The following is a 15,890-nucleotide window of genomic DNA, read 5'->3' as shown; positions in this document are numbered from 1 at the left end:
AACTCTAAAAGTGAGTCATCTAAAAATTATCGAGATTTACTTAGCACGAAACACGCCAACATTTATTAAACCAATTTCAATCGATTAATTTACATACAGAAAGAGCGCTTACTAGCGCTCTTTCTGATTCTGTAAAAGCTTAGTGTTAAGCCACAAATTTACATGGAATACTTAAGCTAGATGTTTGTTTTATAATGAAATCCATCGCAATTTCATCACAGTTATCTTTGCGCAAACACAACTCGCAGTCTTTCATCACTTTTTCAGGCAAGCTATCTTTGGTACAGTTGTTAAAACCTTGTTTCATAAAGAAGCCAGGTACTCTAGTTAGCACAATAATACGATTGAGTGCCAATTTTTTGGCTTTCACCAGTAAATGCTCGACTAAAAGTTGCCCCTGTCCCTTTATTTCGCTCTCGGGATTTACACCCAAAGAGCGAATTTCAGCAAGCCCAGTGTCGTAAATATACAAAGATGCACATCCTGTCACCCTGCCACCGACCTCTGTTACCGCAAACTCATTGATACTATGGATCATATCACTTTTCGCTCGCGGTAGGTTCTCACCTACTTTAGCCCAATATTGGATCAGTCCGGCAATGGCTTCAACATCATCTAAATTGGCATCACGCACTAGGATTTTTTGCTTTTTTTTTGCCGTTTTAATGGCATTGGTCACTTGTGGCAATGAGGTGCCGCCTAATGCGTTACGAGCGGCAATACAAGCGTCAATTTCTAGTACTGGGTAGACATCCTCTGCAATTACTGCGCTGACTTGCTGGAATTCTTCTAAGCTCAGATCCTCGAGGTTTTGCCCCTTACTAATTGCTAACTGCACTAATTCACCGACGATGTGATGGCCTTCCCTAAACGGTATTCCCTTAGCAACGAGATAATCAGCAAGCTCTGTCGCATTGGCGTGACCACCTTTTGCAGCCGCTAACGTCTTATCACCATTAACCTTAATGCCTTTAACGCATGCTTCAGCCATATGAATACACGCAAGCCAAGTTGGCATGGCATCAAATAGGCCTTCTTTATCTTCCTGCATGTCTTTGTTGTAGGCCAAGGGCAAAGCTTTAAGCGTCATCATCATGCCGCTAAAGGCGCCAAAAACTCGACCTGTTTTGCCACGGATCAACTCTAAGGCATCAGGATTCTTTTTCTGTGGCATCAAGGATGAGCCGGACGTCACGCTGTCGGCCAAATCAATAAATCCAGATTCACCAGAATTGTAAAAGATCAAATCCTCTGCAAAACGAGATAAATGCATCATCGAAATAGACGCACAACTGAGTAGCTCAACCACAAAGTCACGATCAGAGACCGCATCTAAACTATTACGAGAGGCTTCTCTAAAGCCAAGGTTTACAGCTAACATTTCACGATCGATAGGATAAGCAGTCCCCGCTAGTGCACCTGAGCCAAGTGGGCACACATTTAACCTTTCAAGCGCATCATTTAAGCGCGACTCATCACGCTCAATCATCTCAACGTAGGCCATACACCAATGACTAAAGAGCACGGGCTGAGCACGCTGTAAATGGGTGTAGCCTGGCAATATAGTACCAAGCTCCTGCTCTGCGAGTACCACAAGAGCTTGCTTGAGTGAACTCAGTGCCACAAGCAATTGCTGCGCCGTTTTCCGGCTCCACAATCTAAAGTCTGTGGCTACTTGGTCGTTACGGCTTCGACCTGTGTGCAGCTTTTTACCTAAATCACCCACTTTGTCGATAAGTTTAGCTTCAACATAAGAATGAATATCCTCATGTCCCGCGGTTGCTACACTGCGCGGATCAGCAATCACTTCATCCAAAAGCTGTTTCAGCGCTGAGATGATCTGCTGATGTTCGCTTTCAGTTAATACATCTACTTGCTTTAGCGCACCCGCCCAAGCGATAGAGCCAACAATATCTTGCTCTGCCAATTGATAATCAAATGGCAGAGAATCATTAAATTGCTTAAATGCCTCATCAGGACCTGATGAAAAACGGCCGCCCCATAATGCCATCTCGCTCTCCTACCTTAAGACTGCTTTTGCTTGTTTAACGCCGCTATCCGGCTAGATAGTGAGAATAGACGAATGAATCCCTCCGCATGAGATTGGTCATATACGTCATCTTCACCAAATGTGGCAAAATCTTCGCTGTATAAGCTATTGATTGATTGCTTTTGCACTGCATGTACATGGCCTTTATAAAGCTTAAGCACCACCTCGCCAGTTGCCTGCTGTGCGAAAGACTCTGCTGCAGCTAGAATTGAATCTTTCAGTGGGGTAAACCAGCGACCGTCATAAACTAAGTGTGCAAATTCTTCGCTAAGCGCGGTTTTCCATTTACGACAAGATTTGTCTAAGATCAGCTCATCAATCGCTTGTAACGCAGCCATCATCACAGTGCCTCCCGGTGTTTCATAACAGCCACGAGATTTCATGCCGACCAGGCGGTTTTCAACGATATCCACACGACCAACACCATGCGGTGCTGCAATCTCGTTTAACTTAACTAGACACTGATAAGGACTGTAACGCTCACCGTTAACACCGGTGATTTCACCCTTTTCGATTAATACAGACACATATTCAGGCTGATCCGGAGCTGCTTCTGGAGAATTAGTCATGGTCCAAACCTGATCGCTTGGCTCATTCCATGGATCTTCCAATTCACCACCTTCGTGAGAAATATGCCAAGCATTGGCATCACGACTGTAAATTTTGGTGGCAGAGGCTGCACAAGGGATATTACGCTCGGCCAAATAGTCAAGCAAAGATTCACGACTTGATAGTGACCATTCACGCCATGGTGCAATCACTTTAAGATCAGGCGCAAGCGCTGAGAAGCAAGATTCAAAACGCACCTGATCATTCCCCTTGCCTGTACAACCATGCGAAAGTGCATCCGCGCCAACTTTACGAGCGATTTCAACTTGTGCTTTGGCGATAATAGGACGCGCCATCGAAGTACCCAGTAAATATGTCCCTTCATAGATAGCACCAGTTTTAAGAGTTGGATAAATATAGTCGCTAACCATTTCTTCTTTTAAGTCGACGATATGGCACTCAGAGGCACCCGATGCGATTGCCTTTTCTTCAACCCCAACCAGTTCTTCTTCACCCTGACCTACATCGGCAACAAAGGCGACAACTTCACAACCGTAGTTCTCTTTTAACCATGGCACAATCGCTGATGTGTCTAATCCACCAGAGTAAGCCAGTACCACTTTTTTAATCTTGCTCATGTTCTTTAACCTCAAACGTAATCTTTGTTTAACAGCGATACCAGCAATGCGTTTTGAGCATGCATGCGGTTTTCAGCTTGTTGAATAATTTTTGACTTTGGCCCATCCATCACTTCGGAAGTAATTTCAAACTCACGATGTGCTGGCTGGCAATGCAAAATGGCTTGTGCGCCACACGCTTCAACTAATTGTTGGTTGATTTGATATGGCATAAAGGTGTCTTTCACCTGTTCAATTGGCGTTTTATTCCCCATCGAAACCCAAGTATCAGCGTAGAGCACATTGGCACCAGCCGCCGCTTCTACCCGATCACTGACCAGAACTGAGGCGCCATTTACCGCCGCAATTTGTTCAGCTTGCTTTACAATCTGTGCATCTGGAGAATGACCTTTAGGACAAACCGCCACAAAATCAGTACCTAACGTTGCCGCAAGCAACATTAATGAATGTGTTACGTTATTGCCTTCACCGAGGTAAGCGATTTTGATCTGGCTGACATCGTCGTAAGTTTCAAATAAGGTGAGAAAATCAGCCAACGCTTGGCAAGGGTGATATAAATCACATAGGCTATTCACAACAGGCACCGACGAAAACTCAGCGAGCGTCTCAAGCGTGCTATGATGATTTACGCGAGCCACAAGGCCATCGGCCCAAGTAGAAATATTAAGCGCAAAATCTTTTACGGATTCACGCGCCCCCATTGCACCGTTTTGCTGATCTAAATACACAGCATGGCCGCCCAGTTTATGGATACCGATATCGAACGACAGCCGCGTTCTTAAGCTCGGCTTTTCGAATAACGTGACAATCGATTTGCCTGCTAAGGCTTGGTTATATTCTTGCGGTTGATTTTTAATATTTTTTGCAAGCTTTAATAAGTTCAAAACGTTAGTTTGGTCTAATTCCAAACCAGTTAAAAAATGCTTAGTCATGGTGTTTTCCTACGGCAGAATTTGTGTACCTACGTGCTCACCATTGAGCAACGCAATTAAATTTTCTGGCTTTTGCCAGCTAGAGATGTACACCCCTCGTCGTAAGTGTTGGGCAGCGTGAAGACTGGTCTTAACTTTGACCTCCATCCCGCCCACAATGACCTTTTGCGCGATTAACGTTGAGATCTGTTCCGCGTTAAGTTGATTTAATGGCTGTTTATCGCCATCAAGTACCGCCTCAACGTCAGTCATAAAAATAAGTTCTGCACCAAGCTTACTGGCGATAGCTGCTGCTGCTTCATCCGCATTCACGTTGTATAAATGGCCGTCAGCGCCAATACCAACTGAACTAACAACAGGTAACCTGTCAAACTCCAACACCGCTTCAAGCATGCCCCCTTCACTCGCTTCACAGCTACCCACACGGCCAAGCGCTTTAAGCTTTTGAGTTGTGGTAAATCCTGCATCATATAAGCACAGCCCAACGGGCTTGAGCGTGGCGGTAATGGCATCCGCCATCAGTTGCTTGTTAGCACAGCCTGCAAGTGCACCAACAATATAGGGCATTTGCTCTTGCGGACTGATCCGCAGTCCTTGATGTTTTGCAGTAGCAAAACCAGCATCGGTAAGCCACTTATCAACCAGCGCCCCGCCACCATGAACAATCACAAACTGCTTGTGTGGTGCGTCCTGTTGAATTTGCTTGATAGCTGAAAACAATGCTTGCGCTGCACCCTCTTGATTCAACACCGCACCACCTAGTTTTATCACCCAAGTTTGTTTGCTCATGCTGATACTCCTAAACCTTGATAATGCTCAAGTCCTGCCGCCAAGTTCATACATTGTAATGCTTGGCCTGCAGCCCCTTTAAGCAAGTTATCAATCGCGACAACCACGATCAGTTGATTGCCCTTTTGCTGCCAACCAATATCAACAAAAGGCTGATTTTCAACGGCTTTGATTGATGGAAGTTGACTCCCCTTTAATCTGATCAGCGGCTCATCGGCAAGCACTTGGTAAGCGGCATCGACTTGATTTGGTGTGACATTTTCTTTCAGAGTGACGTAGATCGTTTCCAAGATACCACGCTTAAAATTCCCTAAATGCGGCGTAAACAACACTGGGTGCTCAAGGTACTTTTCTATTTCTGGACTATGTCTGTGCGTAAACAAACCGTACGGTGCAAGAGATACTTCGCAAAAGTGTGTGGCGACATTCGCTTTTCTACCTGCGCCAGTAACACCTGAAACAGCATTGATGATAACTGGCTGCTCTGTTATCAGATCAGCTTGTTGTAATGGCTTAAGTGCATTGAGTGCCGCAGTCGGATAACAGCCCGCGACCGCCACCAACTTCGCCGTTTTAATAGCATCGCCGTACCATTCAGCTAGTCCGTATTGCGCTTGCGCTAACCAGTCTTGATGCGGGTGAGAAAAGCCGTAGTAATTTTCGTAGTCTTCATTGCTAGATAAACGGTAACCTCCAGATAGGTCAAAAACCCGTTTCCCCATCTGTAAAAATATCGGTGCAAGCTCTACGCTAACCTTGTGATCCGTGCATAAACACACATAATCCGATGATTGCTCTATCAACGAAAAAGCTTGCTCATTTAAGGGTTGCAGCTCAATATCTAGCAAGCCCGAATATTCTGGATATAAATCGCTGATGAATTTGTGTTTGTCTAAGCTTTGCTCAGATACAAAGCAATGTGCAAGTGTGAAGGCAGGATGCTTGGCAACCAGCTTAGCAAGCTCAGCGCCACTGTAGCCGCTCGCTCCGATTATAGATACTTTCAACATAGTGTTCTCAAGATTAAAAAAGTTTGATTAGGGTTGGTTCTGCTAATTGTTGAAGTCAAATCGTCGCATTGCTGTTCCAAAAATATATTTATGCTAAAAAAGTGAATTGATATTCACTCTAAACATCTTTATATTTTTATGCAAGAACTTTGAATAAGTATTTTAGGAATTTTTATGAAATTGCCCGCTTTTATGGAAATGTATCAGCAACTGATCGCCGCGCCATCTATCAGTGCATTAGAAGAAAGTCTCAACATGAGTAATCAGAATGTGATCCAGCTACTCGCACAGTGGTGCGAAACGTTAGGATTTACTGTCGAAGTAACAGAGCTTGAACATGCAAAAGGAAAATATAATCTAATTGCAAGACGAGGTAATGGCGATGGTGGATTAATGTTGGCCGGCCACACGGATACCGTGCCATTCGACGATAGCCGCTGGCAATTTGATCCTTTTAAATTAAGCGAGCAAGATAATAAATTATATGGTCTTGGAAGTATTGATATGAAAGGTTTTTTTGCTTTCGTATTGAATGCAATCTCAGAGCTTGATGAATTACAGCAAAGTGCTCCTATCATGATTTTAGCCACCGCCGATGAAGAAACCACCATGGCTGGCGCTCAGGAAATTGCTAAACATCCAAGCTTGAAGCCGGCGCGCTGCGTTATTGGTGAACCCACCGATATGGTGCCGGTATTTACCCACAAAGGCCATATGACGACCGCCATCCGTATAGTTGGTCGTTCAGGCCATAGCTCAGATCCAGAGCGTGGCTTAAATGCTATTGAAATCATGCATCAGGTGATTGCAAATTTATTAAAATTAAGAGAAGAATTAAAGAATAAATATTCAACTCCACATTTTGCTATTCCTTACCCAACTTTAAACCTTGGACACATTCATGGCGGCGACAATGCCAACCGTATTTGTGGCTGTTGTGAACTACATATTGATATGCGCCCTTTGCCTGGTCTGAGCATCAAAGAACTACAAGCCATGCTCACGGCAGCTGTAGCACCAATCAATACACATTATCCGAATAGCGTCTCGGTTATAGATATGCACGAACCTATTCCGGCTTTTACCGGCTCGACGGATTCTGCTTTGGTGAAAATGGCTGAGCGCCTGTCAGGACAACAAGCAATTGCTGTAAACTATTGTACCGAAGCACCATTTCTACAACAGCTAGGCTGCGAAACTATCGTCATGGGCCCAGGTTCAATTAATCAAGCACATCAGCCAAATGAATATCTCAATATGGAAAAAATAAAACCATCTCAAGCGATTATTAAAGCGCTAATCAAAGATTGCTGCTTTAGTTAAACATTCCGAACGAACAAGAAAAGCCACCTTAGCTGAAGTGACCCATTAAAGTTGGACATTTCTATTATGCGACTTCCAACGCCTGATTCCGGTATTCTACCGGAATCAGGCCTTTTAATTTGACCTTAGTCCGATCGTTATTGTAATAATCAATATATTCATCAATGCATGCCATAAGTTGCTCGGCACTGTCAAAGTAGTGACCATGGTACATTTCTGATTTTAAAAGCGTGAAGAAATTTGCAGCCACTGTATTATCAAAACAATTTCCTTTTCTCAATACACTCCGATTAATTTTTTATTTTTCAAAATCTTATGACAACCATGGTGCTGGAATTGCCACCCTTGTTCGCTATGTAGAACCAAGGATCATACCTGACTTAATTCACTCATCGCTTTATCTAGCATCTCAGTCACGAGATGCAATTTAGGTGTGGTCGCGACAGTATGGCTAACGATTTCTTGATTAAATAAATCGATAATAGGAGATAAATACATTTTTTCACCTGCCACTTTACATTCTGTCACATCGGTCATCCACTTTTCATTTGGTTTAGTCCATGTGAAGTTTCGATTCATGATATTTGGTGCAATACGTCCAACCAACCCTTTATATGAACGATATTTCTTCGGCCTTACAGTCGATTTTAACCCTAGTTTTGCCATTAAACACTGAACCGCTTTATGATTAAGTAGATACCTTCTTTACGCAAAACATAATGAATACGCCAACAACCATACCGAGCATTTAAAGTCTGCGGAATTTTCATAATCAGAGGTAAAATGAAGATGAACCATGGATTATATAAACAGAAGTCCAATACCTAATCAGTCTAAAACTGATAGAAAACTCTTGAGTCGATGATTCACCATCAAGACAACGCTGTGCGATGCACAGCTTTAATTCTCTGATGTATGTAGACATAAAATAACCCCCAATGTTGGTGTCCAACTATTGGGGGTCAGTTCAAACTGCTAGATTTTTTCTAAAGCGTGTAGTGCTTAGGAGATGATGTTTTACATCATGCCGCCCATACCACCCATTCCGCCCATGCCGCCCATATCTGGAGCAGCAGCTTCTTCTTTCGGAATCTCAGCAACCATCGCTTCTGTAGTGATCATTAGACCAGCAACTGATGCTGCAAATTGTAGTGCAGAACGCGTTACTTTAGTTGGGTCTAGGATACCCATTTCGATCATGTCGCTGTATTCGCCAGTTGCAGCGTTGTAACCGTAGTTACCTTCGCCAGCTTTAACTGCGTTAACCACAACTGATGCTTCGTCACCTGCGTTTGAAACGATTTGACGAAGTGGTGCTTCCATCGCACGAAGTGCCACTTTAATACCGTGGTTTTGGTCTTCGTTGTCACCAGTTAACGACTCAAGCTTGCTCGCTACGCGAACTAGCGCAACACCACCACCAGGTACTACACCTTCTTCAACCGCTGCGCGAGTTGCGTGTAGTGCATCTTCTACGCGGTCTTTTTTCTCTTTCATTTCAACTTCAGTTGCTGCGCCAACTTTGATTACTGCAACACCGCCTGCAAGTTTTGCCATGCGCTCTTGTAGTTTCTCTTTGTCGTAGTCAGAAGTTGCTTCTTCGATTTGTGCTTTGATCTGAGATACGCGACCATCGATTGCTTCTTGCTCGCCAGCACCGTCGATGATAGTTGTGTCATCTTTAGTGATAACCACGCGCTTAGCTGTACCTAGGTCTTCAACCGTAGCTTTCTCAAGCTCAAGGCCAATTTCTTCAGAGATAACTGTACCACCAGTTAGTGTCGCGATATCTTGTAGCATTGCTTTACGACGGTCACCAAAGCCAGGTGCTTTAACCGCTGCAACTTTCACGATACCACGCATGTTGTTTACAACTAGAGTTGCCAGTGCTTCACCTTCAAGGTCTTCAGCAATGATTAGTAGCGGCTTGCTTGTTTTAGCAACAGCTTCTAGTGTAGGAAGAAGTTCACGAATGTTAGAGATCTTCTTGTCTACTAGAAGAATATGTGGGTTATCTAGCTCAACTTGGCCTTTTTCAGCGTTGTTGATGAAGTAAGGTGATAGGTAACCACGGTCAAACTGCATACCTTCAACTACATCTAGTTCGTTCTGTAGTGATTGGCCTTCTTCTACAGTGATAACACCAGACTCGCGACCTACTTTTTCCATTGCTTCTGCAATGATGTCACCAATCTCTTTATCAGAGTTAGCTGAAATCGTACCAACTTGTGCAATCGCTTTTGCGTCTGAACAAGGCACTGAAAGCGTTTTTAGCTCTTCAACAGCAGCGATAACTGCTTTGTCGATACCACGCTTAAGGTCCATTGGGTTCATACCCGCAGCAACTGACTTAAGACCTTCGTTCACGATAGCTTGAGCAAGTACAGTTGCAGTGGTAGTACCGTCACCCGCTGCGTCATTCGCTTTAGACGCAACTTCTTTAACCATTTGTGCGCCCATGTTCTCGAACTTATCTTCAAGCTCGATCTCTTTCGCAACAGATACACCGTCTTTAGTGATAGTTGGTGCGCCGAATGACTTTTCTAAAACAACGTTACGGCCTTTAGGACCTAGTGTTACTTTTACTGCGTCTGCTAGTACGTTTACGCCTTTTAGCATTTTTGTACGAGCGTCACCTGCAAAACGAACTTCTTTAGCTGCCATGTTATAAATTCCTCTTAAATTCTGTTGTCGATTAAACTAAAAAGTATTAATTATTCTACGATGCCTAAGATGTTATCTTCACGCATGATCAGGTACTCTTGACCTTCGATCTTTTCAGTTTTTTCGATGTAAGAGCCGAACAACACTGTGTCGCCTGCTTTTACTTGTAGTGCTTTAGTTTCACCATTGTCCAACACGCGGCCGTTGCCTACTGCAACTACTTCACCACGTGAAGACTTTTCAGCTGCAGAACCAGTTAACACAATGCCGCCAGCTGACTTTGTTTCTTCTTCAAGACGCTTAACAATGACGCGATCATGTAAAGGACGAATGTTCATTTATATAGTTCTCCTAACAGTTTCTGAACAATGACAGAAATAATGCTTTTTTAAGGCGCTGTTACATCCACAGGCTGTGGTTAACACACGCAATTTTAATTGCTTTCATTTATGGGGATGGGCAAATTAAAACCCAAGAGAAAAAACCAAAAAAATTTAGTCTTTTCTTTCGTATTCACCTTCAATCGTTGTTGAAGAATTTCTACCCGATTGATTTTTAAATGGATCTCTAATTTCTTCCTGCTGATCCGCACGCTCGTCGCGTGATTGATTAGCAAACGGTGACTGACCTGAGTGCATGCCTGTTTGCACTCTTACGGTGGCATGGGCTAAAAGCGACTGCGCCAGCTTTTTTCTAACGGCTGGGGTTAACAGTAAAAAACCTAATACATCGGTCATGATCCCAGGCGTCATCAATAGCACACCGGCAATGATCACACACAAACCGGTAAATAAATCTTGTGCAGGCAATTGCCCACGAGACATCTGTTGCTGTACGTTGACATAAGCGCCAAGACCCTGCTGTTTAACCAGTCTTGCCCCTAAAATGGCGGTACCAATTACAAGCGCAATGGTAGCAAAACCGCCTATCACCTCGCTGACTTGGATCAGCAAAGCAATTTCAATAATCGGAATAGCGATAAATAAAATAAATAAGAATCTAAACATACTTTCTCCAAATCTACGAAAGATAAATATGGGTGCTAAGGTCTTAATTCAAGCGATACAAGTAAGACGCTTTAGAAAAGAGGAGCTATCCGCTAAGATGCCATTACTAACCCTAAAATGGAAATGGCAATGGGCGTAAGATATAAACTCGTCTTATCTACATGCGATTCGGTTGCAGAAGCGCGTAAGATTGCAACGCAACTTGTAACGCAAAAACTTGCAGCTTGTGTGAACCTAATCCCAGCAGTGGAATCTATTTATGTTTGGGAAGGTCAGGTTGAACATGCACAAGAAACCAAGCTGTTAATCAAGACAAAATCCGAAAAACTAGAGCAAGTGATGGCCGCTATTCGCGACTTACACAGTTATGATGTCCCAGAAGTTCAAGTCGTGGACGTCACTAGCGGCAACTTAGCTTATTTCAAATGGATGGACGAGGTATTATTGTAATGCGACTCTTAGTAGTTCTTTTCTCATTGCTGATGTGGTTTCCCGCGCAAGCAAACAATGCGGTGCTAGACAGCTTACTGGCTCCTAAACAACAGACTTTTTTACCAGTAAAAGAAGCATTCAAGTTCGATTTTGATCAGCAAGGCAACACCTTGTTTGTGGGTTGGGACATCGCCGACGGCTATTACTTATATAAGAAGAATCTTCAAATTATCGCCAAACAAGCCGACATCCAAGTGCCGGAGCTTGAACCAGGAAAGATGATTGAAGATGAGTTTTTTGGTCGCACAGAAGTCTACTTTAATAACTTATCTGTTATCTCTAAGCTCAGTAATATCGAGCAAGGTGCAATCGTAAAAATACGCTATCAGGGCTGCGCCGAAGCTGGACTTTGCTACCCGCCAAAAATTGTAGAAGTGCCGTTAAGCACGATTGCAGGAGAAAAGCCAAAGACCACGCCAACCAAAGCTCCTGAAACAAAAGCACCTGAGACAAAAGCAGAAGTTCAAAGCGAAAGCGCGCCTGTGGATAACGATAATTTGTCTTTCACTGAGCAGTTAATGCAGCGCAGCTTACTTGCGAATATTTTGACGTTCTTTGGCCTGGGTATTGGCCTTGCGTTTACCCCTTGTGTATTCCCGATGTTCCCTATTTTGTCGAGCCTCATCGCTGGTCAACAAGGCCTTTCGACTAAAAAAGCCTTCAGTCTATCTTTTGTTTATGTGCAAGGTATGGCGGTCACTTACGCGGCGCTTGGGTTAGTCGTTGCGTATTTCGGTGGCCAAATTCAAGGCTACTTGCAGCATCCTGCGGTACTTATCAGCTTTAGTATATTGTTCGTCGCACTCGCGCTATCTATGTTTGGGGTTTACGAAATTCGTTTACCTAGCGGCATGATGGATAAACTCACTCAGCTCAGTAACAAGCAAAAAGGCGGCAATTACTGGGGCGTATTCATAATGGGTGTGCTATCTGGACTTATTGCATCGCCCTGCACCACAGCTCCACTTTCTGGTGCGCTATTATTTGTCGCGCAAAGTGGTGACTATGTGGTGGGCGCGGTAACACTATACGCACTTAGCTTGGGCATGGGCTTACCGCTATTACTGCTAGGTACCTCAGGTGGAAAATTATTGCCAAAAGCAGGAGGCTGGATGGATCAGGTCAAAACGCTATTTGGTTTTGTGATGCTCTTCGTACCGCTTATCCTTCTAGAGCGTATACTCGATGCGACAGTGATTATCTCACTGGCCGGTGGCCTCGCCGTAGCGACAGCACTCTACTTGCATTATTGGCAAAGCCAATTACAGGCAGGCAAAGGTAAAACCACATTGTGGGGTTTTGCGATCACTCTGTTTATTGTTGGCTTATATGCATTAAAAACAAGCCTGTTTCCAGCACCTGCAGCTATTGTAAGTACTACATCGACTCAAGCCGAGGTCGTTACGGGAGAACAGAAGTTTAGGTTACTACCTGACTTAGCCGCGCTTAAAGTCGCCGTTGCTGAGGCCAATGCTAAAGGCAAAGTGCCTATCGTTGATTTATACGCAGAGTGGTGTGTTGCGTGTAAAGAGTTTGAAAAATACACTTTCCCGAAACCTGAAGTACAAGCACAGTTCAAAGATTATGAGCTATTAAAGCTCGACTTGACCAAAGCCAATGACAACACCCAAGAGATCATGGAAGCATTCACGGTGTTTGGTTTACCGACTATTTTAATCTTTGATAGCCAAGGTAATGAGATGCCAGCACACCGCATCACAGGCTTCTTAGATGCAAAAGACTTTGCTGCCCACCTAGAAAAGGCCAAGCAGGACGCAAAGTAACCATTTTAGGGGCAAGCTTGTTTGCCCCTCTCCCTTCTGATTAGACCAGTATTTTGCTGCTATTTACCTCGAACTCTCTATAATACTCCACGAAATGGAGAAATATTTGCTATTTGCTGGAATTCGGCTTAAGTTAACAAGCCATACAGTCTAAATTTTTGGCTAATGCTTTAGTTAAAGGAAGTTCGCGTAATATGTCTGCAAAATTAAAGATTTTATTAGTAAACGGCCCTAATTTAAATATGCTAGGTCGCCGTGAGCCGCACAAATACGGCACGCAGACTCTCAACGAAATTGTTGACGCATTAACTGAATATGCAGAAGCACAGCAAGTCAGCTTGTCACACATTCAAAGTAATAGTGAAGCGCAGCTAATTGAGGCTATTCACGCTCAATATGAACAATGCGATGCGATTATCATTAATCCTGCCGCATTTACCCATACGAGCATTGCCCTTCGAGACGCTTTACTCAGTGTGGACATCCCTTTTTATGAAGTACACATCACCAATGTGTACGCCAGAGAGCCATTTCGTCACAAGTCTTATTTTTCTGATGTGGCGGAAGGCGTGGTATGTGGATTAGGCGCGTTGGGCTATCGTGCTGCATTTGATGCAGCGTTAGCGCAATTGCGAAAACAAAATAACTCAAATTAACTAACAGGCGGGTCATTGTATGGATATTCGCAAGATCAAAAAACTTATCGAGCTAGTAGAAGAATCAGGTATTGCAGAGCTAGAAATCACTGAAGGTGAAGAGTCAGTACGTATCAATCGCCACAGCAGTGCACCAGTTTATGCACAACCTCAACAATACATGGCAGCTCCAGCGGCACCTGCACCAGCAGCACCAGCGGCACCAGCGGCGGCTCCTGCAGCAGTAGAAGCAGCACCAGCAGAAAGCAGCGCACCAGCAGGTCACCAAGTTAAGTCTCCTATGGTTGGTACTTTCTACACCGCTTCTTCTCCAACAGCAGCGGCATACGTTGAAGTAGGTTCAAAAGTAAATGTTGGCGACACACTTTGCATCGTTGAAGCCATGAAGATGATGAACCAGATCGAATCAGACAAAGCTGGTGTAGTGAAAGCAATCCTAGTTGAAAACGGTGAGCCAGTAGAATTCGACCAACCGCTATTCATCATCGAATAATTACGCAGAAGGTCAACGTTATGTTAGATAAAGTAGTCATTGCAAACCGAGGTGAAATTGCACTTCGCGTATTGCGTGCCTGCAAGGAGCTAGGTATTAAGACGGTTGCTGTGCACTCAACAGCTGACCGCGACCTAAAACACGTTCTTCTTGCAGATGAAACCATTTGTATCGGAAAACCTGCGGCAAGCGAAAGCTACCTTGATATTCCTCGTATTATCGCAGCGGCAGAAGTCACTGACGCGGTTGCTATTCACCCAGGTTACGGTTTCCTTTCTGAAAATGCTGACTTTGCAGACCAAGTTGAGCAAAGTGGCTTTATCTTTATCGGTCCAAAGGGCGACACTATTCGCCTAATGGGCGATAAAGTATCAGCAATTGAAGCGATGAGAAAAGCAGGCGTACCTTGCGTGCCAGGTTCTGATGGTCCATTGACAGATGACAACGACCGCAATACGCAGATCGCTAAGCGTATCGGCTACCCAGTTATCATCAAAGCGGCTGGCGGCGGCGGTGGTCGTGGTATGCGTGTCGTTCGCAACGAAAAAGAACTTGCAAACTCTATCGCCTTAACACAACAAGAAGCGAAGCAGTTCTTCGGTAACGGTATGGTTTACATGGAAAAATTCCTAGAAAACCCACGCCATATCGAAGTTCAAGTACTCGCTGACGGTCAAGGCAATGCAATCCACCTAGGTGAGCGCGACTGTTCAATGCAGCGTCGTCACCAAAAAGTAGTGGAAGAAGCACCTGCACCAGGGATCACAGCAGAAATGCGTAAATACATTGGTGATCGCTGTACTCGTGCATGTATCGAGATTGGTTATCGCGGTGCAGGTACGTTTGAATTCTTATACGAAAACGGCGAGTTCTACTTCATTGAAATGAACACTCGTATTCAGGTTGAGCACCCAGTAACAGAAATGGTCACTGGCGTAGACTTAATCAAAGAGCAACTTAAGATTGCTGCTGGTCAACCGCTTTCTATCACACAAGAAGACGTGGTGATCCGTGGTCACGCAATCGAGTGCCGTATTAACGCAGAAGACCCAGAGAGCTTTATCCCTTCACCGGGTAAAATTACACGCTTCCACCCAGCAGGTGGCCTTGGGATCCGTTGGGACAGCCATATTTACGCTGATTACACGGTACCGCCACATTACGACTCGATGATCGGTAAGTTAATCACTTATGGTGAGAACCGTGATGTTGCGATCGCTCGTGCTAAAAACGCACTAAATGAGCTAGTAATTGACGGGATTAAAACCAATACCCCGCTTCACAAGAAGATCTTGTCAGACGAGAACTTCCAAAACGGTGGCACAAATATCCACTACCTAGAGAAAAAACTAGGCATGCACCAATAACCTAATTCGTTCTCCTAAAAGAGGCCGGCCAATTGCCGGCTTCTTTTATCTCTGCCCTACTTCCACCCAATATTACTAAATTCAACTTATCATAAGCCAACCTTACAGCTTGCTCATCTCGTGTTTGCAGCAAAAA

At 44.2% G+C, this 15,890-nt stretch carries 16 protein-coding genes; 6 read left to right on the top strand and 10 right to left on the bottom strand.

Translation table 11 applies throughout. From position 1 onward, the window contains the following. Positions 1-145: 145 nt before the first annotated feature. Genes argH through argC form a run of 5 tightly spaced genes read right to left on the bottom strand, consistent with a single transcriptional unit; the run spans position 146 to position 5,965 of the window. Positions 146-2,011, bottom strand: a complete 1,866-nt coding sequence (argH, locus tag DS891_RS18540) for an argininosuccinate lyase (protein ID WP_174170585.1) — start codon at positions 2,009-2,011, stop codon at positions 146-148. A gap of 14 nt (positions 2,012-2,025) precedes the next feature. Next, entirely contained in the window at positions 2,026-3,237 is a 1,212-nt protein-coding gene (locus DS891_RS18535) for an argininosuccinate synthase (RefSeq protein WP_174170584.1), read from the bottom strand. Positions 3,238-3,248: 11 nt separating this feature from the next. Then, positions 3,249-4,169: an ornithine carbamoyltransferase gene (locus tag DS891_RS18530; RefSeq protein WP_174170583.1), complete on the bottom strand. Its 921-nt coding sequence runs from the start codon at positions 4,167-4,169 to the stop codon at positions 3,249-3,251. A 9-nt stretch (positions 4,170-4,178) separates the two neighbouring features. After that, positions 4,179-4,958 carry an acetylglutamate kinase gene (argB, locus tag DS891_RS18525; protein ID WP_010607124.1) on the bottom strand — a complete coding sequence of 260 codons (780 nt, stop codon included), beginning with the start codon at positions 4,956-4,958 and terminating at the stop codon, positions 4,179-4,181. Beyond that, a complete protein-coding gene (argC, locus tag DS891_RS18520) occupies positions 4,955-5,965 on the bottom strand; it encodes an N-acetyl-gamma-glutamyl-phosphate reductase (RefSeq protein WP_174170633.1) in 1,011 nt (336 codons plus the stop codon). Before argC ends, argB begins: the two co-directional genes overlap by 4 nt. A 177-nt stretch (positions 5,966-6,142) precedes the next feature. Here argC and argE point away from each other — a divergent pair, with 177 nt between their 5' ends. Further along, a complete protein-coding gene (gene argE / locus DS891_RS18515) occupies positions 6,143-7,291 on the top strand; it encodes an acetylornithine deacetylase (protein WP_174170582.1) in 1,149 nt (382 codons plus the stop codon). Between the two features lie 64 nt (positions 7,292-7,355). Here the strand turns inward: argE and DS891_RS18510 are convergent, their stop codons facing one another. The 5 genes from DS891_RS18510 to DS891_RS18490 form a co-directional block, all read right to left on the bottom strand. Next, positions 7,356-7,586: an IS3 family transposase gene (locus DS891_RS18510; protein ID WP_349237919.1), complete on the bottom strand. Its 231-nt coding sequence runs from the start codon at positions 7,584-7,586 to the stop codon at positions 7,356-7,358. Between the two features lie 74 nt (positions 7,587-7,660). Further along, positions 7,661-7,957: a DDE-type integrase/transposase/recombinase gene (locus DS891_RS18505; protein ID WP_174170580.1), complete on the bottom strand. Its 297-nt coding sequence runs from the start codon at positions 7,955-7,957 to the stop codon at positions 7,661-7,663. Positions 7,958-8,308: 351 nt separating this feature from the next. Next, entirely contained in the window at positions 8,309-9,955 is a 1,647-nt protein-coding gene (groL, locus tag DS891_RS18500; RefSeq protein ID WP_010607119.1) for a chaperonin GroEL, read from the bottom strand. A 50-nt stretch (positions 9,956-10,005) separates the two neighbouring features. After that, positions 10,006-10,293 (bottom strand): co-chaperone GroES, encoded by a 288-nt coding sequence (locus DS891_RS18495; protein WP_010368755.1) that lies wholly within the window; start codon positions 10,291-10,293, stop codon positions 10,006-10,008. A 156-nt stretch (positions 10,294-10,449) separates the two neighbouring features. Beyond that, the gene (locus DS891_RS18490) at positions 10,450-10,962 is read right to left on the bottom strand and encodes an FxsA family protein (RefSeq protein WP_017217203.1); all 513 of its coding nucleotides are present in this window, start codon (positions 10,960-10,962) and stop codon (positions 10,450-10,452) included. A 129-nt stretch (positions 10,963-11,091) separates the two neighbouring features. Here DS891_RS18490 and cutA point away from each other — a divergent pair, with 129 nt between their 5' ends. The 5 genes from cutA to accC all read left to right on the top strand — a co-directional run bounded on the left by cutA (position 11,092) and on the right by accC (position 15,754). Beyond that, on the top strand, positions 11,092-11,412 hold the full coding sequence (gene cutA, locus DS891_RS18485) for a divalent-cation tolerance protein CutA (protein ID WP_174170579.1): 321 nt from the start codon (positions 11,092-11,094) through the stop codon (positions 11,410-11,412). Beyond that, positions 11,412-13,238, top strand: a complete 1,827-nt coding sequence (locus tag DS891_RS18480; RefSeq protein ID WP_174170578.1) for a protein-disulfide reductase DsbD — start codon at positions 11,412-11,414, stop codon at positions 13,236-13,238. The genes cutA and DS891_RS18480 overlap by 1 nt, the downstream gene beginning before the upstream one ends. 194 nt (positions 13,239-13,432) lie before the next feature. Further along, on the top strand, positions 13,433-13,894 hold the full coding sequence (aroQ, locus tag DS891_RS18475) for a type II 3-dehydroquinate dehydratase (RefSeq protein ID WP_174170577.1): 462 nt from the start codon (positions 13,433-13,435) through the stop codon (positions 13,892-13,894). Positions 13,895-13,913: 19 nt separating this feature from the next. Continuing rightward, positions 13,914-14,387, top strand: a complete 474-nt coding sequence (gene accB / locus DS891_RS18470; protein ID WP_174170576.1) for an acetyl-CoA carboxylase biotin carboxyl carrier protein — start codon at positions 13,914-13,916, stop codon at positions 14,385-14,387. Positions 14,388-14,407: 20 nt separating this feature from the next. Beyond that, entirely contained in the window at positions 14,408-15,754 is a 1,347-nt protein-coding gene (accC, locus tag DS891_RS18465; protein WP_045987969.1) for an acetyl-CoA carboxylase biotin carboxylase subunit, read from the top strand. The last annotated feature ends 136 nt before the right edge of the window (positions 15,755-15,890 follow it).

The organism is Pseudoalteromonas sp. JC28, assembly GCF_013319255.1.
Lineage (GTDB): Bacteria > Pseudomonadota > Gammaproteobacteria > Enterobacterales > Alteromonadaceae > Pseudoalteromonas.
This window is presented reverse-complemented; position numbering and strand designations above follow the sequence as displayed.